This is a genomic window from uncultured Photobacterium sp., assembly GCF_947502415.1.
Taxonomy (GTDB): Bacteria; Pseudomonadota; Gammaproteobacteria; order Enterobacterales; family Vibrionaceae; genus Photobacterium.
The window spans coordinates 231,538-251,118 of record NZ_CANMZV010000003.1 but is presented as its reverse complement, the minus strand read 5'-3'; the positions used below and the strand labels follow the sequence as shown (position 1 = coordinate 251,118).

Sequence of the window (19,581 nt, the reverse complement as noted above, 5' to 3'; positions counted from 1 at the left end):
GCTGCCGCAATGTGGAGCCATGCTGCCTTGCCTTTTGGGGGCAAGGCAACCCACCCGAGCTACGGCAGCAAGATGAAGGATGATAGAAATCATGATGCTAGATAAAGATTTGCAATCAATTCAAGCAGCACGTGAACTGGTCAAGAAGGCCAAGCAGGCTCAAGCGCAGTTTGCTTTGTTCTCACAAGAACAGGTGGATCGAATTGTTGCCTATATTGCTGCCGAGGCTGCGAGTCATGCTGAAGAGCTGGCTAAGAAGGCCCACGAGGAAACCGGTTTTGGCCGTTGGCAGGACAAAGTTCTGAAGAATATTTTTGCCTCCACGAAAGTCCATGAGCACATTCGTTCGATCAAGACTGTTGGTGTTATCACCGATGACCAAGTCAATAAAGTGATGGATGTAGGCGTACCTCTTGGGGTGATCACCGCACTGGTACCTTCAACGAACCCGACATCAACCATTTTCTACAAGACGCTGATCGCCCTTAAGGCCGGTAATGCCATTATTTTCTCGCCGCACCCAAATGCTAAGTTGTGTAGCCAGAAAGCGATTGAAGTTGTTAAGCGTGCAGCCCTGGAAGCGGGCGCGCCGGAAGGTATTGTTGATGGTGTTTCTTTGCTCACTATGCAGGCAACCGAAACCCTGATGAAGAGCGAGGATGTATCACTGATCCTGGCTACAGGCGGTGAGGGGATGGTTCGTGCAGCCTATGCCTCGGGCACACCGACCATCAGTGGTGGCCCGGGTAACGGTCCGGCGTTTATTGAGCGCAGTGCCGATATTGCCCAGGCGGTAAAAGATATTATTACCAGTAAGACTTTCGACAACGGCGTAATTTGCGCGTCCGAACAGTCAATCATTGCCGAGCGTTGTATCTATGAGCAGGTTCACCAAGAGCTGACCAAGCAGGGTGCCTACTTCATGAACGAGCAGGAATCTGCCCAGCTGGCCGGTTGCTTGTTGCGGCCAAATGGCATGATCAACCCTGACTTTGTGGGTCAGAGTGCTCAGGCTGTCGCAGAAAAAGCGGGCTTCAGCGTACATGCCCACACCACGGTATTGATCTCGCCACAGACAACGGTCTCGCATAACAACCCGTATTCCCGCGAGAAGTTGTGCCCGGTACTTGGCCTTTATATTGAACAGGACTGGCATGCGGCCTGTGACCGTGTTGTTGAGTTGCTGACCAACGAAGGCATGGGGCATACCCTTGTTATCCATACCCAGAACCCTGAAATTGTTCGCCAGTTCGCATTGGAAAAACCTGTGTTCCGGATGCTGGTTAATACACCGGCTGCGCTGGGCGGTATCGGTGCGACAACCAATCTGACTCCAGCCCTGACTTTAGGTTGCGGTGCATTGGGTGGCGGTTCGAGCTCTGACAATGTCGGGCCAATGAACCTGCTTAATGTACGCAAGGTCGGCTACGGCGTGTGTGCGATTGAAGAGCTGCGCCAGCCGGTATCTATGTCTGCTCCCAAATCTATGCCTACTCCGGAATCTATCTCGGTTCCGGCTTATGCCGCTGCACAGGTAACGTCTCCTGTACAGCCTGCAACGTCCCCGGTTAGTAACCATCCGGCAAGCATCTTTGAAGATGTACGTTTTACCGGAGCCCAGACTTCAGAGCCTGCGCCTGTGGCAGCAGCTCCTGTAGCGGGTGCTTCTGTAACGGAAGCTTCTGCAACGGCAGCTGATGACCGTTTTGCGTGCGCGCCGACGCCGGCCAACGATGACATTAACGAGGCGAAGGTCGAGCAGATCATCAAGCAAGCGCTCGGACGCCTGTAATACAACAAACAGCAAGGTGGAAAAAATGATTCTTGCAACGGTAACAGGCCATGTGGTCGCCACCCAGAAAAGTGATGATCTGAGGGGCTCTAACCTTCTTCTTGTCACAGCGTTAGGCGATGACTTGGAACCAATCAAAGACAGAACCTATGTCGCTGTCGACAGTGTCGGTGCCGGGGTTGGTGATCAGGTTTTGGTTGAAGAGTATTTTGCGCTCCATAAGGAGCGATACAAGGCAATGTCGATTGTCGCCATCGTTGAGAAAATCCATCAGGGACGCTAGGAAGAGGCAAAGATAATGAATGCATTTCAAATCAAGCCCGCTATCCATTTCGGTGCCAGTGCGCTGGGTATGCTCAGTACCTTGAGCGGCCAGCGAGTCTTGATCATCACTGATCAGGCGATGGTGAAATTCGGACTGGTTGAGAAGGTACGCTCTCAGCTGCCGGTTGGATTGGAAAAGGTCAGTGTATTTGCCGATGTCACCCCTGATCCGGATATCGCGGTGATCACTGCGGGTATGGTGGCGATGAAGGAAGCAGTACCCGATCTGGTGATTGCAGTCGGCGGCGGTTCCGTCATCGATGCTGCTAAAGGGGTGATCTATACCCTGCACCAGGGTGGGCAATTAGCAGACAAACCTTGTTTTGTTGCAATTCCGACTACCAGCGGTACCGGCTCGGAAGTCACTGCCTTTTCGGTGATTAAATCCAATACCGAAAAGTGGGCATTGGTTGATGAATACATGCTGCCTGAACACGCCATCCTGGCTCCTGAACTAGTGGCATCGGTGCCTGCTGCTATCACCGCAGATACCGGGATGGATGTGTTGTGCCATGCCCTGGAAGCTTATGTGTCAAATAAGGCATCAGACTTCAGTGATGCACTGGCAGAAAAAGCCGTTCAGCTGGTTTTTGCTTACCTGCCAGATTGTTATCAGCAGGGGCAGGATCTCCATGCACGCGAAAAGATGCATAACGCATCGTGTATTGCCGGTATGGCTTTCACTAATGCGTCATTGGGGATCACCCATAGCCTGGCTCATGCCCTTGGCGGTCGTTTTGGTGTACCTCATGGCCGGGCCAATGCTCTGCTGATGAGCCAGGTAGTGGCATTCAATGCTGATTACCACGGCCAGTGCAACACCTTGGCGGCAGAAAAGTATGCCCGTCTGGCGAAAATGCTTGGTTTGCCGGCTTCCGATCAGCGTGAAGGGGTGATGAGCCTGCTGGTGGCGATTGATGTCCTGCGTGATCAACTGGGGCTGCCGACCGGTATTGAGGCCTGTCAGGTGAATTCAGCTGATTTTACCGCGGCATTGCCAGAGATGGTCAGCCAGGCACTACGGGATAACTGTACCCCAACCAGTCCGCGCTCAGCGAACGCTCAAGAACTGGAAACCCTGTACCGCCAGAGCTTTGTCTCTGCTGCCATACAATAAGGCTGCTCAGGCAGCCTATCCAAGATTATTCATGACTGGCAGTCGCCAGTCATCGTGAAACAAATTGTGAGGAGAGGCCCATGGCCCACTATACCCTAACGCCACGCGTAAAAATGCTGGCAGAACAACTGCTGGCTAAAAACAGCACCATTAGTGCAGAACGCGCTACTATTTTGGCTTCTATCGGTGATGATATTGCCGGCATGCCACTACTCGTCAAAAAAGCCCAGCACTTCAGCCAGGTGATGGCACAGCTACCGGTTTATATCGGTCAGGATGAGCTGATCATCGGTAGCCAGTCTTCAGCCCAGCGTGGTGCAATTTTCCATACCGAAGAAGAGCTTAATAGCGAATCTGTGTTTGGCTTCCTGAACAGTGATGCTACCCACACTCCTGACTACATGGCGGTGATCAGCACTGGCCTCCAGGTGCTTGTGCAGCATATGGAATCACGCCTGAAGACTTTGGGTAGCGCCATCAGCCGCAATGGTATGGACGAAGTCAACCAAGGCAAAGCGATGTTGTTGGCTTGCAAAGGTGCGATGGATTTTGCAGCTAAGCTGGCCGATACCTTGGCGACGAAAGCCTGTGTTGAGAGCCACCCATACCGTAAGGCCGAGCTGGAAGAAGCCGCAGCAATTCTTCGTCATGTTCCTGCGCAACCAGCCCGAACCTTTAAAGAAGCTTGTCAGGCTTTTTACCTGATTCAGCTTATGGCTCACCTGGATAACGGTAGCTATGCCGTTGGTAGCATGGGCTTTGATAAGGCGTTATACGGTTTCTACCAGCGTGACATTAATGCCGGTGTGATCACTGAGCAGCAAGCCTATGAGCTGGTGGAATGCCTGTGGCTGAAATTGGCAGAGCTGTCTGAAGTGCGTGCTGATCGCGAAGCTGACGGTTATCCAATGTTTGACTGGCTGGTACAGGGCGGACAGATGACTGACAGCCAGTTGGTTCAGAACGAACTGTCGACTATGCTGCTGGCAGCCCGTGACAACCTGGCGGCGCTAAATGGTGGCCTGAAAGTGCGTTTGTACCAGAGTGGTGCCTGCCAGACTGCTGATGTGACATTCTGCAACGGTACTGTAATGGCGGCAGATGAGAGCACGCCTGTGATGGAAGGCCTGACTTCACGTATGCAGCGCCTGCGCAACAACTACCTCAAGGCGCGTCCGAGCGTATCGATTTACCGTGCGATCACTTTTACCGAAGTGACGAAGCAAAACCCAGGTTTGCCGACAATTCTGCTTCGCGCCAAGGCATTCCGCAAAGCATGTGAAACAGCGCCGCTACTTATCCAGGATGATGAGTTGATTGTTGGCCACCCATGCGGCAAGCCACGAGCCGGTGCATTTTCTCCGGATATCGCATGGCGCTGGGTTCGCGATGAGCTCGATACCATGAGCACCCGTGCACAGGATCCGTTTGAGATCTCTGAAGAAGACAAGAAGGTGATCCGCGAGGAGATTGTTCCATTCTGGGAAGGTCGTTCACTGGATGAAATCTGTGAAGCTCAGTACCGTGAAGCCGGGTTGTGGGAGTTCAGTGGTGAAACCTATGTCAGTGATCTGTCTTACCACCAGATCAACGGTGGCGGTGATACCTGCCCAGGGTACGATATTCTGTTGTTCACCAAAGGTATGAACGGCATCAAGGCCGATGCCGAGGCCAAGCTGGCAGAGCTCAGCATGGAAAACCCGGATGATATCGACAAGATTTACTACTACAAAGCATCTATCGAAACCTGTGAAGGGGTAGTTGCCTACGCTCGCCGTCTGGCTGCTCATGCTCGTGAACTGGCTGCTAAAGAGATGGATCCTCAGCGTCGTGCCGAACTGCTGACCATTGCTGAAGTGAATGAAAACGTGCCGGCCAACCCACCGAAAACGCTGCAGGAAGCACTGCAAAGTGTGTGGACAGTGGAGTCTTTGTTTGAAGTTGAAGAGAACCAGACAGGTTTATCACTAGGTCGTCTTGATCAGTACTGTTACCCGATGTTCCGTGCCGATATTGATTCAGGCCGTCTGACAGAAGAGCAGGCGCTGGAGATGATGCAGGCCTTTATCATCAAGTGTGCTGAGCTGATGTGGATGTCGAGCGAGCTGGGTGCTAAGTACTTTGCCGGTTACCAGCCGTTTATCAATCTGACTGTCGGTGGTCAGAAGCGAAGCGGTGGTGATGCAACCAACGACCTGACCTTGCTAATCATGGATGCTGTGCGCTTTGTCAAAGTGTACCAGCCATCACTGGCTTGCCGTATTCATAACCAGTCGCCACAGCACTACATGGAAAAAATTGTCGATGTCGTGAAAGCGGGTATGGGGTTCCCTGCGTGTCACTTTGATGATTCTCATATCAAGATGATGCTGCGTAAAGGCTATGATTTTGAAGATGCCCGTGACTACTGTCTGATGGGGTGTGTGGAACCGCAGAAATCAGGTCGTATTTACCAGTGGACTTCGACGGGCTACACCCAATGGCCTATTGCGATTGAATTCGTACTGAACCGTGGCCGTATGGTGCTGTTTGATAGCCACCAGGGCCTTGATACCGGTGACCTGAACAATCTGACCAGCTTTGAAGCATTTGATGCAGCGGTAAAAGAGCAAATTGCCCATATCGTGAAACTGTCTGCTGTCGGTACTGTGATCAGCCAGCGAGTCCACCGTGACGTAGCCCCTAAACCATTGATGTCATTGTTGGTTGAAGGCTGTATGGAACAAGGTAAGGACGTTAGTGCTGGTGGCGCTGTAGTGAACTATGGGCCGGGCTTGATCTTCTCAGGTCTGGCAACGTATATCGATTCCATGGCAGCGATTCGCAAGCTGGTATTTGAAGAGAAGAAGTACACCCTAGAGCAGATGCGTGATGCGATGCTGGCAAACTTCGAAGGCTTTGAAGAGCTGCGCCGTGATTGTCTGAACGCACCTAAGTTTGGTAACGATGATAACTATGTTGATGAGTTTGCATTGGATATCACGGAGTGGACAGAGCGTGAGTGTGGCAAGTACCAGATGCTTTATTCACGTCTGAGCCACGGCACCCTGTCGATTTCCAACAACACCCCGATTGGTGAGCTGACCAATGCGACGCCGAATGGTCGTCTGGCCTGGATGCCGCTTTCTGATGGTATCAGCCCGACTCAGGGGGCTGATAAGAATGGCCCGACCGCCATTATCAAGTCAGTCAGCAAGATGAACGTTGAAACCATGAATATCGGTATGGTGCATAACTTCAAGTTCCTTAAAGGCTTGCTAGACACCCCTGAAGGTAAGAATGGTCTTATTACCTTGCTGCGAACCGCTTCTATTCTTGGCAACGGCCAGATGCAGTTCAGTTACGTGGATAACGAAGTGTTGAAGAAGGCACAGCAAGAGCCGGAGAAATACCGCGATTTGATCGTGCGTGTAGCGGGCTACAGCGCCTACTTCGTTGAGCTTTGTAAGGAAGTTCAAGATGAAATCATCAGCCGTACTGTTCTAGAAAAATTCTAACCCAGAGATAAGGGGTCGAGAGGCCCCTTATAAAAGCCACTTAGCATGAGCGAAGTGAGGAGAAAAAATGACTGGGATAGCAGAAGTGAGCAAAGCAACAGAACTAAAAGGGCGGATTTTTAATATCCAAAAATATTCCATCTACGACGGTGATGGGATCCGCACTTTGATTTTTTTCAAAGGGTGCAACCTTCGGTGTGATTGGTGCGCCAACCCTGAAGGGCTAAGCAGTCAGTTTCAGGTCATGTTCAGTCACGACAAATGTGTTGCGTGCGGTAAATGTGCCCAAGTGTGTCCTGCCGGTGTGCACCTGATGAGCACTGACGCTGATGGTAATGCCGTGCACAAGATCAATAGGGCTGTTGACTGTATTGGTTGTCGTAAATGCGAAGAAGTTTGCATGGGGAATGCACTGGATGTGATGGGGAAAGACGTCACGGTACCAGAGCTGATGGAAATCATCATGCAGGATTATGACTTCTACATGTCTTCCGGTGGTGGTGTGACCCTAGGCGGTGGCGAACTGAGTTTACAGGCAGATTTCGCAACAGCACTGCTGACCGAATGTAAAAAGCAGATGATTAATACTGCGATTGAAACCCAGGGAACAACCAGTATTGAAAGTTACGAAAAATTGGCGACGTGTACAGATCTTTTCTTATTTGATCTCAAACAGATAAATACCGATCAACACCGTCAGCTATTCGGTATTGGTAACGAAGGGGTAAAGCGTAATCTTGAACGCCTGGTGGAGCTTGGCGCCAATATTGTGATTCGAATGCCTTTGATTCGTGGCTACAACGATTCTTACGATTCGATCACAGGGGCTTTCAACTATGTTATGGAGCTCGCCAAGCGCGGCAATATCCAGCGTATAGACGTGTTGCCATATCACCAGTTTGGCAAAACTAAGTACGAAAAGCTGGACATGATTTATCCGATTACGCGGGACATCGGTTATAGCGAAGAGGAGCTGGATAAGCTCAGTACTTTCTTTACCCAGTTTGATTTCGATATCCGCCTGGTAAGGCATTAAGGAGGCGTCATGACAATCAGTCTTGGTGTGATTGAAACCATCGGCCTGACTTCCGCTATTCATGCTGCGGATGCGGCCTGTAAAGCGGCGGGTGTGCAGCTGACCAGCTACCGAAAGGTAGGTTCAGGTCTGGTTTCAATATACCTGCAAGGGGAAATCAGTGCAGTAAAAGCCGCAGTAGATAGCGGTCTTGAAGCCTTGGCCCAACAGGCGAGCCAAGCCACCTCTACCGTGATGGCGCGGCCGGACCCGAGTGTATTGGCGATGCTGGAAAATGGCGCGCTTGATAAGGGGAACCCAAATGATGGCGGGCAAGATCAGGGAAGTACAGGCCCGGGCGATGTGCCACCTGAACCATCGACTCCTGCTGCTGAGGTTTTACCGAAGAAAGAATCTGGTTCGCCGGAAGATGAGTCTTCAGCGCAAGCTGATTCCTCAATTTCGCCAGAATCGACTGTAGCACCAGAGCAGATGGTAGCGCCAGAGTCGACAGCAGATAATCAACGGTCAGCAGAACGCAAGGCAGTAACGGAAGATGCTTCGCCTGAAGGGGCAAAACCGGCTAAAACTGCGGCTCGTAGGCAGTCGGCTGCCCGGCGGGAAAAAAGCACTAACAGCACCAGTACGCGGGGAAGCAAGCAATGATCAATACCGCGTTAATGACCCAAATCCAGCAACGTTTGCCGGTATCACCAAAAGGGTTACAGGCTGTACCGAAGTTATCGGCAATAGGGATCCCAACCGGGGTTTCGAACCGCCATGTTCACCTTTCTCAGGCCGATATCGAAGCGCTGTTTGGCTTGGGATACCAGCTCAATCCGCTTAAGCCCCTGCGCCAGCCGGGTCAGTTTGCCGCCGAGGAGTGTGTCACTGTCGTGGGGCCCAAAGGCACTATCAGCAAGGTACGGGTGTTGGGACCGGCACGGGCAGAGACCCAACTGGAGGTCTCCAAGGCCGATTGCTATGCACTGGGGATTAAAGCGCCGGTTCGTGAATCGGGCGTTCTACACCAGTCTGCTGATGCGCTGTTGGTAGGGCCTGCGGGGCATGCCAATCTGCAATCAAAGGTGATTTGTGCCCAGCGCCATATTCATATGTCGCCACAGGATGCTGTGCAGTTAGGTGTCGAAAATGGCCAGAAGGTTCGGATCCGCGCCGGTCAGTTGTGTGGTCTGGTGTTTGAACAGGTTGTTGTGCGGGTTGATGATCGTTTTGCATTGGAGTTCCACATCGATACGGATGAAGCCAATGCGGCGGGGATCCGCTCCGGTGAAGATGTCTACCTGATAGGTTGAGGGGGCTCAAATGGACGAGCAAGCGATCCGAAAACTGGTTGAACGGGTGTTGCAGGAGCAGTCGGCACCAACCCTGATGGTGCTGACACCAGCCAGTGGTTACCACAAGGAAATTGCTGCGAGGCTTAGCCAATGGACTGGGATCCGCTGGGCCATTCTGGCTGACGAGGCGACCAAGCCAGAACTGGCTGCGATGGCCAGCCTTGGCCAGACGATTTGCTGGGACGGTAGCCAGCCTGCTGAGTGGCTGGGCAGTTTCGAACAAGTTGTTTTCCCGTTTCTTGATTTCGCCACATTGGCCGAAATCAGCCTCGGGCTTTATCAGAGCCGTGCCAGCCAGCTTTGTCAGTATGCCCTGATGAAAGGTATGCCGGTTTACGCACTGGATTATCAGTGCAACCCGGCCAGTGAATTGAACCAGCTTATGGGGCTGGACCGTAGCCAAGCCATGACGGTGCGAGCCCAGGCTCAACTTGCCCAATTGCAAGAGCTGGGAATTGCGGTTGGGTCAATCGAACAGGTCGAGGCGATGATGGCGGGCGGTAAATCAATCAGTACCACAGAGTCAATATCAGAAAAATCGAGTAGTTATGTCACTTTGAGTGATGTCAAAAGCAAAGGAGTGAATGCGTTTACGCTGCAAGATAATTTGACGGATCTTGCCGCTGAGTACCTGAAAGAACAACGACAGTAACTGTCTTTTTCAAATCCATACGTTAGGCAAATTTTTAATTTAAGCTAGGAGCGAAACATGTCTGTATCGATAAAAAAATGGCTTTGGATGGCGCTGGTGATAGCCTCTGAAACCTCTGCCACCTCAACCCTGAAAATGTTTGATACCAGTGAAGGCTTTACCAAAACGGCATTGCTAGCCGTTATCGTGCTGCTTTACGTCGTTTGTTATTACTCATTGTCACAAGCTGTGAAATACTTGCCGGTAGGTTTGGCTTATGCAACATGGTCCGGTACGGGCATTCTATTGGTATCGACACTGGGTATGCTGTTTTATGGCCAGCATCCAGATATGGCTGCAATGATAGGGATGACCATTATCGCCAGTGGCATCATCATTATGAATTTATTCTCAAAAATGGGCGAAGAAGAAACTGAAGAGCCTGAAACCGTAGCAGTAGCACAAGAAGGAGAAGCACAATGTTAAATGCAGGCGTACTATGGTTGGCTCTGTCGATTTGTTCAGAAATCACAGGCACTTCCTTTATCAAAAAAACCAATAACTTCCGTAAGCTAGGCCCGTCATTGCTGGTTATCAGTGCTTATAGTATCTGTTATTTCGCCCTGACCAAGGCGATGGGCTATATCCCTGTAGGTATTGCTTACTCGCTATGGTGTGGCTTCGGTATTATCGGGGTAACCATTTTCTCCATGGTGCTGTATAAGCAAAAACCTGACTTCCCGGCAATCTTGTCTATGGGGTTGATCATCACCGGTGCGGTGATCATGAATATGTTCTCGCAGATGTAATCCAGACAAAAAGCACGAGAATGAAGAGCCGTCAGAAATGTCGGCTCTTTTTTTGTTTTCAGTACTTGGGCTAAATGGGTTGAAAACAAATGGTGAGAGCGAAAAAGAAAACTCTTACCCGGTGAAAAGGCAGAACCTGGTAAGAGTTATAGTTGAAGGTAGTAGGTTGTCATTACTCAAGCCTTTCGAACATCGTAATTGTGATGATGTAACTGGCCTCATTGTTATTGTTGGCCATCAGAGCGGGCAGGTATCCTGCCTGTTGAGTAAGTTCTCATTATGAATGCTAACGTGATCCAAATATGTTGAAGATGCAGTTCGACATCACATAATTGGGATTCATTCTCTTGTTGTATGCGTCTTTATGCACTCGAAACCAGGGCGCTGAATCTCCAACCTGTTGTTTCCAGAGTTTTGCGTATGGTCCGTGTTTTTACTGTGGGCTATGAGATAACGCTTACCGAGTACAAGAGGCTGTACCCAGTAAGCGTTTTTTAAGCATCAGCGGTTTTTTAAACCTTCAGATCTGTCATCAGGCTTTCCAGAACATCGGCTTGTTGGTTGAGGTGCTGGATCTCGTTGTTGGATTGGGTCACCATGTCAGCCACTTTACGGGACTGCACTCGAACCTGCTCTACGTCTGAAGCAATATTATCGGCTACAGCCCCTTGCTCTTCTGCTGCAGCGGCAATCTCAATACTGCGACCGGCAATGTACTGGTTCTTCTCTGAAATTTTACCAATATCCTGACTGACTGAGTCCATCAATTGCTCGCTTTCTTCAGCATTGCTTACCGTCTGGCGCATGACTCTCATCAAGCCCTGGCTGTTGGTTTGCAGCGCTTCAATCATTTTCTGGATTTCGACGGTGGCGTTTTGAGTCCGGCCCGCCAGGGTACGAACTTCATCGGCCACGACAGCAAAACCGCGTCCCTGTTCGCCAGCCCGTGCCGCTTCGATTGCTGCGTTGAGAGCCAGTAGGTTGGTCTGTTCTGAGATGGCGTTGATGGTGGTTACTACATCATCAATTTGGGCAGCATTGCTATCGAGTTCCGAGACCGCTTCTGCGGCTGAATTAATTTCGCTACCCAGCTGGTTAATGGCAGAAAGGGTTTTTGTTACCTGAGCCAGGCCTTGTGTTGTTACCTGGGTTGCATCGTTTGTCTGGCTTGACGTGTCTTGAGCATGGCTGGCAACTTCACGTACGGAACTCGCCATTTGCTCTGTGGCGCTGGCCAGAGAATCAATACGTTCTTGTTGCTGAAGAGTGAGGTGTTCATTTTCATTACTGCGTTGGCGTAGCTCGGAGCTGATTTGCTGGATCAGTGCAATTGCTTCCTGGGTTGCTTTTACCAGTTTGTGTTCACGTTCGGAAACGCGATCGACGGTTCTGGCTATCAGGTTGAAGTCATTGCGGGCCGGTGCGTGGCTAATTCGGTAGGTCAGGTCGCCATCGGCAAGTCGGGTGACGGCATCATAGATGTTATATAGAGCGCCGCCCATAAAGGTCATGATGTAGTACAGGCTGAGAATAATTAAAATGCATGCGGCACCTACAAATGCCAGATGGCTGAACGTCAGTCCGGACAACAGGTGCGGTTGTTCTTTGGTTGTCAGGCTGTATCCGGCGTTGGCTACTTGTGCCGAGTGCTCGCCATGAGAGCCTATTTGGAGGCTGCTACCGGCAAGGATTTGTTGAATTTGATTCTGCTCGAGATCCGATTGCGAGATCAGGGCGGCAACGGTTTCTACTTCTTTTTGCAGTAACAGATCTTGTTGGGTTTGGGCAGCATCAATCAAGGTTGAGCTGACGATGATAATGGCAAGAAGGGGGGCAAAGAACAGAATTAAAAAGTTCTCTTTAAGTGTCACATTAATCAGATATCTGTCTATCCAACGGAATGCAATTTCTTTCATTATTATTTCCTACGGCTGGCAAGCTGTACAACTTGTTAAGTTGGTCGGTATTATGAATGAAAAAGAAGTTAAAAAACGTTGAAGATGTTGAGCTGTATCACAAATGGGAAGATTGTAATAAACCAGAGATAAGCAGAATAAAAATGAATAAAAGGTGCCAGCAGCGGATATTTATTCCAAGCTGCTGGTATTACTGATAATTTACTATTTAATCACTCGCCAACTTGTTGCTGCCAGAGTCTGGCATATAATCCGCCTTTCTCTAGCAGTTCGTCGTGGCTGCCGCTTTCGCTGACCTGACCGTTGTCGAGGACAAAAATCTTATCAGCATGACGAATCGTATTGAGACGGTGGGCAATGCTGATCACCGTGCGATCCCGGCAAATCTTATTCATATTGGCCATTATCGCCGCCTCCGAGCTGTAATCGAGTGCGGAGGTCGCTTCGTCTAGCAGCAATATTCTCGGGTTCACCAGTAAGGCCCGGGCGAAGGCGATGCGTTGGCGCTGACCGCCGGACAGGGCGGCTCCTTTTTCGCCGACCGGATGGTTAAAGCCGTGGGCTAGCTCTTCAATGAACTCAAGGGCTCCGGCCAGTTGTGCGGCATGGCGGATTTCGTCGTCGGTTGCTTCCGGTTTGCACAGGCGGATATTGTCCGCCACGCTACCGGAGAACAGGATACTTTCTTGCAGTACCACACTCATATTGCGCCGTAGTGAAACCGGATCAGCAATGGCGAGATCCATACCGTCCACCAGAACCTGACCGTGCTGCGGAACATAGAGGCGTTGCAGAAGGCGGGTCAGGGTACTTTTGCCGGAACCCGATGGCCCGGTAATACCGATGAACTGGCCGGGTTCTATGGATAGTGACAGGTTTGCCAGCACTTCCGGGGCATCTTCATGATAGCGGAAGCGGATATTATTAAATTCGATACCACCTTTGAGGTCCGGTACCGATGCCAGCCCTTGTTTACTGTTTTCTTTCGGCTCATCAAGAATATCGCCGACCCGGCGCAGGGCAATCAGCGTATGCTGGAAATCCTGCCAGATCTGAGCAAGACGCAGAACCGGCTGTGTGACATGCCCGGCCAGCATATTGAAGGCAACTAACTGGCCAGGTGACAGCTGGCCATTGAGCACTTCACTGACTCCCCACCAGAGCAACAGGGCAGCGGTTAGTTTTTGGATTAGAGCTATGCCCTGACCGGCGATCAGGCCGGATTTCTGTGCCTGAAAGCTCTTGCTTAGTTGCTGGCTCAGAATATGTTGCCATTGCTGGAGGAACCGGTGCTCTGTTGCGGTGGTCTTAATCGTTTCGATGCCGGTTACCGCTTCGGTGAGAAAGCTGGTGGCATTCGCATCGGTTTCGTATTCTGACTCGACCTTGCGGCGGATCACCGGCCCGGCAATCAACCAGAGGACAAAGTAGATCACCAGGGATCCCAGTACCAGCCAGGTCAGTGAACTGGCGTAATGGAACATCACGGCAATAAAAACAGTCACAAAGATCAGATCGAGCAGTAGCATCAGGGTTGAGCTGGTCAGGAACTGTCGGATCTGGGCCATTTCCCGTACCCGGGCGATGATCTGCCCGGTCTGGCGCTGTTTGAAATAGGTTAGTGGTAGCCCAACCAGATGACGGTATAAGCGGCCGGACAGCTCGGCGTTAATCTGGCTGGCAAGGTGACCGAATACGGTATTGCGCAGGTAACTGTAAAACGGTTCGGCAATTGCCAATGCCAGCATCGCCAGTGCGAGAACATGCAGGCTCGACAGGCTGCGGCCGACCAGTACTTTATCAATGACATTTTCAAACAACATCGGGCTGACCAGGGCAAACACCTGTAACGCAATCGCATAGAGGAAAACATCCCTAAGCTGGCTTTTCTGCCTCAGTATTGATGGCGTGAACCAGCCAAGGCCGAACTTTACATCTTTGGAGCTGAGCTGGTTGTCAGCCAGCAGTAGCACTCTGTAGTTGAGGTGCTTGTTGTTGGTCGCAAGGGGATGCTCGCGGCTCGACTGGCTGGCCGGATCATAAAGGGTCCAGCTGTCTTCATTGACTTCGGTGATTACTTTCCAGCTTTTGCCAGTTTCAACCAAGGCGGGGAGCGGTAGCGTGGCTATATCTCTGGCAGAGATAGAGGCTGACTGGCTTTTTAGCCCGATGAAATCGGCTGCTTCCCTGAGTTCCAACTCGCTCAGGCTCGGGTGGTTAACGCCCAGCGCATGTTTGAGCTGGGATACCGTACTCTTTTTGTGGAAGCGTTGTCCGGCATAGACAATTGCTTCAATAGCATGGTTGTCCGGCTTGGCGACGTGTTCTTCGGAGCCGCTCGGTAGAATCCTCTCCACGGTTACTTCTCCCTCAGCGCTTCAGACTGGTATTCGCGGATCGGGCTGAGCAGATAGTCGATAACCCGTCGTTTGTCGGTTTTGATTTCAGCCACAATAGACATGCCCGGGGAGAGTTCGACAGCTTGTCCGTCAATCAAAATGTTGTTGTCCCGAAGTTTCACTTGGGCCGGGAAGACCAGACCAAGGCGTTCATCCGTTGTTGAATCGCGCGAAACACTCAGCAGCTCGGCTTCAATGGTTCCGTATCGGGTGTAGGGGAAGGTATCGACTTTGACGGTGACGTGCTGGCCGGAGTGAACAAAGCCGATATCCTTGTTGAGGATTTTGACTTCGGCCTGCTGCACATCATCATCCGGGACGATGATCATCAGGTTCTGTGCTGGCTGGAGTACTGCGCCGAGGGTATAGACGCTGAGCTGCTGGACTGTACCGTTGACTGGCGATCGGATCACCTCAAGTTGTTCCCGTTCGCGTACTTTTGATAGTTCTTGGCCAAGGGCGGTGATTTGCAGACTGGCCTGTTTGCGTTTTTCCAGCCACTCCCGCTGTTTCTGGGCTTTGAAGCTGATTAGTCTTTCTTCGAGGCTGTGGTACTGGGATTTGAGTACATTCAGATCAGCCTGCTGTTGGGAAACCAGTCGCTGAGCTTCCAGTAGTTCTTTTTCCTGCTCCAGGTATTCCACCTTGCCGATCACTCTAACCTGACTGAGGGTTTTACGGGCCTCCAGTCGCAGGCTGATATTTTGGGTCAGGCTGACGAGGGCATTGATGTCCGTCTGGCGGGCTGCTTGCGAGGCAAGGTTGACACGCATTTCGGCTTCGATGCTGGCTATGGTGGCGTTGAATTCGAGCTTTTCACTGCGGTAGTTTTCGGTGACAAGTGTCTGTTGAGCCGTCGGTAATGCTGTGAACATAGTGTCATCAGGCAAAGGCTGGTCGCTTAACAGGGCACGGTAGCGGATTAATTCGTGGGTCTGGTATTCCGCCTGGGTGATCAGGCGCGAAATATCCTGGTTAACCCCCAGGGTATCAAGGGTGAGTAATGGCGTTTCTTTTTCAACGCGCTGGCCGTCCTTGATATGAATGCCGATAACCCGGCTCTGCTCGTAAGATTGGATAACCTGGGAGCGTCCGGAAACGACCAGTCGGCCAGTGGCGGTCGCCTGCACATCCAGTTTGCCCCAATAGGCCCAGATCAGAGCGGCAATGACCCCGATACTGAGTGACATCGCCGTATAGCGGGCAAAGGGCGATGGCGGCCGTTGTGACAACGCCAGGTGTGACGGCAGAAACTCATAATGAGGCTCTGCGGTTTTATTTTTTTTAAACTTGCCCAGAAGGCTTGCCATAACCTGATTCATGCTGTGGTCTCCTCCTGTTTCAGCTCTTGCTGAAGTTGCCATAACTGTTTGTATTGTTTGCCATGTTCAAGCAGCATCTGATGGTTGCCCTGTTCGATGATATTGCCCTGATGCAGCACGATGATCCGATCGCAATCCCTGACTGTCGAAAGTCGGTGGGCAATGGTGATCACGGTGCGTCCTCTGGCGATCTGGGCCATGTTGGCCTGGATCAAGGCCTGGGATTCATCATCAAGCGCACTGGTTGCCTCATCCAGGATCAGAATCCGCGGGTCGGAAAGCAGAGTACGGGCAATTGCCATACGCTGTCGTTGTCCGCCGGACAGGGACTGACCGCCTTCAGCCAGAACTGTGTCGTAGCCCATCGGAAGTTTGAGAATAAAATCGTGGGCACCGGATAGTTTAGCTGCCTCAATGATTTCTTCTAGGCAGGCTTCCGGGCGGGACTGGCCGATATTCTCGCTGACGGTTTTGTTGAATAGAAAGTTTTCTTGCAACACCACCCCGATTTGCTGCCTGAGCTGGTGGACACTGATTTGGTTTAGCGGGATACCATCGACGGTGATCTGTCCTTGCTCCGGGCTGTATAGTCGCAACAGTAAGCGTGCCAGGGTACTCTTACCTGAGCCGGATGTGCCGACGACGCCCAGTGTTTCACCAGCCCTGATATCCAGTGACAGGCCATTGATTGTCTGCGGTATATCTGGCTGATAGCGGAATACGATGTCTTTGAACGAAATCGCACCGTGCAGTGTGACGTTATTGTTGCCGGTATGCTGTTCTGCCGGTAAGTTAAGCATATCTCCCAGTTTATCAACGGCGATGCGGGTCTGGATAAACTGGCCCCAAAGTTCAACCAGTCGCGATAGAGGCTGGGCAATATGGTTCGCCATCATATTGAAGGCAATCAGCTGACCGATAGTCATGTGTAGTGACAGGACTTCGGTGGCGCCGAGCCATAATATGGCAACACTGGTGATTTTTTGAATCAGCTGAACGGTATGGTTGGAGCGATTGTTCAGTTGCTGGACGGCATATCCTGTGCTGACCATTTTTTCTGTTTGTTCGTCCCAGCGACGGACAAATCTCGGCTCGATGGCCAGGCTTTTGACTGTTTCGGAACCGGCCACGGTTTCGGTCAGAAATGAGGTGTTGGCGGCCGCATGGGTAAACTGTTTCTCGATGGATGCCTGCATTCTCGGGGTCAGCCACCAAGCCAGCAGGGCATATAGCGGGATAGTAGCGACAAATAGCCAGGTAAGCGTGCTTGAGAGAAGGCTCATCACGTAGATGAAGACGAACATAAACAGTAAGTCGACCGTGAGGGTAAACATGGAGCCGGTCAAAAATTCCCGAATGGTATCAAGTTCGCGGACACGGGTGACAATTGCCCCAACCTGGCGGGATTTGAAAAACAGCAGGGGCAGACCAAACAGGTGCTTGACGAGTTTCAGGCCTAGTTGGATATCAATCCGGTTGGCAGTGTGAGCATACTGATATTCTCGTAGTCCTCTGAGCAGCACTTCGACAATGCCGGTAACGACAAGCCCGAATACCAATACATCCAGGGTTGACCAAGCCTGATGCACCAGAACCTTATCCATGACAACCTGGAAAAAGAGCGGTGAAATTAGGGCCAGGATCTGTAAGACAAATGAAAATAAAAAGAGCTCGCCGAGTAACTTTTTGTGCTTGAGAAATTCAGGGAGGAACCAGCGAATATCAAACAGGGATTGAGATTGTTTTATTTCAAGCCATTTCCCACCCCAAGTGGTCAATAGTTCACCATACGTCCAGATTTCAGGTTTCTCTGTATTAGCTTTTTGTATTAAACATTTTTCTTTATTAGTGTTAGCTAAAATGAAAGGTGTACCCTGGTGATCAAAAAGGATTGAAGGCGTTTTTATTTTAGATGTGTTTTGTTTTGCTGAATGTTTTGTTAATACACGAATACCATTTTCTATTTCTAGATTTTTAATTTCGGATTTATAAGTATTAGTTTTTATTAAATCAGCAGTTTTATTAATGTTTTCTTTATTACCGCTAATTTTTAAATAAAGCTGAATACATGAAAGTGTCAGCCTTTCATTATGCGTCATAGTTAGTCTGATTAGGCGAGTAAATAGATTTTTTATATGTTATTGAGGGGGATGCTATCACCTGTACCAATAACTATCAACCTTATCTATTTTGTGGAAAAGCGTGATTATTACTAGCTTGATTCTAAATTATTGGCCGTTGGATTTTATTTGCGTCAATAATGACGCAAATGCACTGTTGGCATATTTATACAATACAAGCCGTTTTTAAGGTGCTTATGGGAATGGTCCCAAAAATAGAATGTTTGCTCTATTATTTTATGCTTGTTTTTATTGAACGTTATATTTTTACGTTGTAATATTTCTGTAATAATCAATTTGCGACGTGTTGAATAATTATATTTTTAAATAAAACTCCGTCCTATATATATCAGGCTGGAGACTCATTTGGTTTTTACTAAATGCCAGGTTATTGACATTAATTATAAAAAGTAAGGTGGTTTCCATGACAGAAAAGTTCGTTCAAACAGTCTCAAGCGTAAATTACAACAAAGGTCTATTTTCTCTTTATTTTGTCGGCCAGGATCAAAATAGTATGGCTAACGGTGTAATGGCCGAAAGTGATAATGATCTTGAACTGAAACAAGTTGTCCATATGCCAGCATCTGGCTTTATGTACATGGTTTCGATGATTAAAAACATGCTTGAAGACCCTCGTATGGAAGCTGAGTTTGAAAAGCTGGTTGCAGCCGGTTTCTTGCCTGCAGCACAAGCTGTTGAAAATGAAGCTGAAGAGGCTTTAGCAGAAGAATCAGTAAAAGCAGAAGAAAAAGCGGCACCGAAGAAACGCTCTACCCGCGCAAAAAAATAATTAAATTTGGTTGATAAGGCGTATGTCCATTAAGCATCAACCAGCAGAACTCACTTTAGCGCAAATACAACATATGATCGGTGGTGTAATGTTGCTTAGCCAACATTCACCACTTCATCGTAGGTATGTGCTGGCTGAATGGCAACAACGCATTATGCCTGCATTTGAGTTAAATCAGTTTTGCTACTACGAAGATGAACACGGACGCCCGATTGCCTTTTGTAATTGGGCGTTTTTGTCTGAGCAGAACCGAGATGAGCTGCTCTCAGGAGAAAGGGAAATATCACCATCCGACTGGCGTTCCGGCCAGCATATTTTCATTCCGGAGATGATTGCTCCTTTCGGGCATGGTCGCCAGGTCGTCAATGACTTGCGTCGCCGTGTATTCCTGCCGTGGAAAGGTCAGAAAGTCTGTACTGTCCGCGGCAAGGTGGATGCTCAAAACGATCGCTGTATCAGGCAAATACAGTGGTTTTCTATTTAACTTTTGA

At 50.0% G+C, this 19,581-nt stretch carries 15 protein-coding genes and 1 pseudogene; 12 read left to right on the top strand and 4 right to left on the bottom strand.

Annotation, left to right across the window (positions count from 1 at the left end; genetic code table 11):
- The first annotated feature begins 91 nt into the window (after positions 1 to 91).
- The 10 genes and pseudogenes from Q0852_RS05270 (at position 92) to Q0852_RS05225 (ending at position 10,543) form a co-directional block, all read left to right on the top strand.
- On the top strand, positions 92 to 1,792 hold the full coding sequence (locus tag Q0852_RS05270; protein ID WP_299014885.1) for an acetaldehyde dehydrogenase (acetylating): 1,701 nt from the start codon (positions 92 to 94) through the stop codon (positions 1,790 to 1,792).
- A gap of 25 nt (positions 1,793 to 1,817) precedes the next feature.
- A complete protein-coding gene (locus Q0852_RS05265) occupies positions 1,818 to 2,075 on the top strand; it encodes a EutN/CcmL family microcompartment protein (protein ID WP_299014883.1) in 258 nt (85 codons plus the stop codon).
- Positions 2,076 to 2,090: 15 nt separating this feature from the next.
- A complete protein-coding gene (locus tag Q0852_RS05260) occupies positions 2,091 to 3,233 on the top strand; it encodes a 1-propanol dehydrogenase PduQ (protein ID WP_299014881.1) in 1,143 nt (380 codons plus the stop codon).
- An 80-nt stretch (positions 3,234 to 3,313) separates the two neighbouring features.
- Complete coding sequence (cutC, locus tag Q0852_RS05255) at positions 3,314 to 6,730, top strand: choline trimethylamine-lyase (RefSeq protein ID WP_299014879.1); 3,417 nt, start codon at positions 3,314 to 3,316, stop codon at positions 6,728 to 6,730.
- A gap of 67 nt (positions 6,731 to 6,797) precedes the next feature.
- The gene (cutD, locus tag Q0852_RS05250; RefSeq protein ID WP_299014878.1) at positions 6,798 to 7,766 is read left to right on the top strand and encodes a choline TMA-lyase-activating enzyme; all 969 of its coding nucleotides are present in this window, start codon (positions 6,798 to 6,800) and stop codon (positions 7,764 to 7,766) included.
- A 9-nt stretch (positions 7,767 to 7,775) separates the two neighbouring features.
- A pseudogene (locus Q0852_RS23940) lies at positions 7,776 to 8,012 on the top strand (BMC domain-containing protein); the annotation flags it as partial.
- A gap of 395 nt (positions 8,013 to 8,407) precedes the next feature.
- Complete coding sequence (gene pduL / locus Q0852_RS05240) at positions 8,408 to 9,061, top strand: phosphate propanoyltransferase (RefSeq protein WP_299014875.1); 654 nt, start codon at positions 8,408 to 8,410, stop codon at positions 9,059 to 9,061.
- Between the two features lie 10 nt (positions 9,062 to 9,071).
- On the top strand, positions 9,072 to 9,755 hold the full coding sequence (locus tag Q0852_RS05235; protein ID WP_299014873.1) for a hypothetical protein: 684 nt from the start codon (positions 9,072 to 9,074) through the stop codon (positions 9,753 to 9,755).
- 57 nt (positions 9,756 to 9,812) lie between these two features.
- Positions 9,813 to 10,220: a multidrug efflux SMR transporter gene (locus Q0852_RS05230; RefSeq protein ID WP_299014871.1), complete on the top strand. Its 408-nt coding sequence runs from the start codon at positions 9,813 to 9,815 to the stop codon at positions 10,218 to 10,220.
- Positions 10,214 to 10,543 (top strand): multidrug efflux SMR transporter, encoded by a 330-nt coding sequence (locus tag Q0852_RS05225; RefSeq protein ID WP_299014869.1) that lies wholly within the window; start codon positions 10,214 to 10,216, stop codon positions 10,541 to 10,543. Before Q0852_RS05230 ends, Q0852_RS05225 begins: the two co-directional genes overlap by 7 nt.
- Positions 10,544 to 11,055: 512 nt before the next feature.
- On the opposite strand, the gene Q0852_RS05220 is transcribed toward Q0852_RS05225, so the two are convergent.
- From Q0852_RS05220 to Q0852_RS05205, 4 genes are all read right to left on the bottom strand, one after another.
- Positions 11,056 to 12,459, bottom strand: coding sequence for a methyl-accepting chemotaxis protein (locus tag Q0852_RS05220; RefSeq protein ID WP_299014866.1), 1,404 nt, complete (start codon positions 12,457 to 12,459; stop codon positions 11,056 to 11,058).
- 212 nt (positions 12,460 to 12,671) lie between these two features.
- Positions 12,672 to 14,816, bottom strand: coding sequence for a type I secretion system permease/ATPase (locus tag Q0852_RS05215; protein ID WP_299014863.1), 2,145 nt, complete (start codon positions 14,814 to 14,816; stop codon positions 12,672 to 12,674).
- Positions 14,817 to 14,818: 2 nt separating this feature from the next.
- On the bottom strand, positions 14,819 to 16,180 hold the full coding sequence (locus Q0852_RS05210; RefSeq protein ID WP_299014860.1) for an HlyD family type I secretion periplasmic adaptor subunit: 1,362 nt from the start codon (positions 16,178 to 16,180) through the stop codon (positions 14,819 to 14,821).
- On the bottom strand, positions 16,177 to 18,279 hold the full coding sequence (locus Q0852_RS05205; protein WP_299014857.1) for a type I secretion system permease/ATPase: 2,103 nt from the start codon (positions 18,277 to 18,279) through the stop codon (positions 16,177 to 16,179). The genes Q0852_RS05210 and Q0852_RS05205 overlap by 4 nt, the downstream gene beginning before the upstream one ends.
- Positions 18,280 to 18,724: 445 nt before the next feature.
- Between Q0852_RS05205 and Q0852_RS05200 the strand changes: the two genes are divergently transcribed.
- Both Q0852_RS05200 and rtxC read left to right on the top strand, forming a co-directional pair.
- The gene (locus Q0852_RS05200; RefSeq protein WP_299014855.1) at positions 18,725 to 19,090 is read left to right on the top strand and encodes a peptide chain release factor 1; all 366 of its coding nucleotides are present in this window, start codon (positions 18,725 to 18,727) and stop codon (positions 19,088 to 19,090) included.
- A gap of 22 nt (positions 19,091 to 19,112) precedes the next feature.
- The gene (gene rtxC / locus Q0852_RS05195; RefSeq protein ID WP_299014852.1) at positions 19,113 to 19,574 is read left to right on the top strand and encodes an RTX toxin-activating lysine-acyltransferase RtxC; all 462 of its coding nucleotides are present in this window, start codon (positions 19,113 to 19,115) and stop codon (positions 19,572 to 19,574) included.
- Positions 19,575 to 19,581 lie beyond the last annotated feature (7 nt).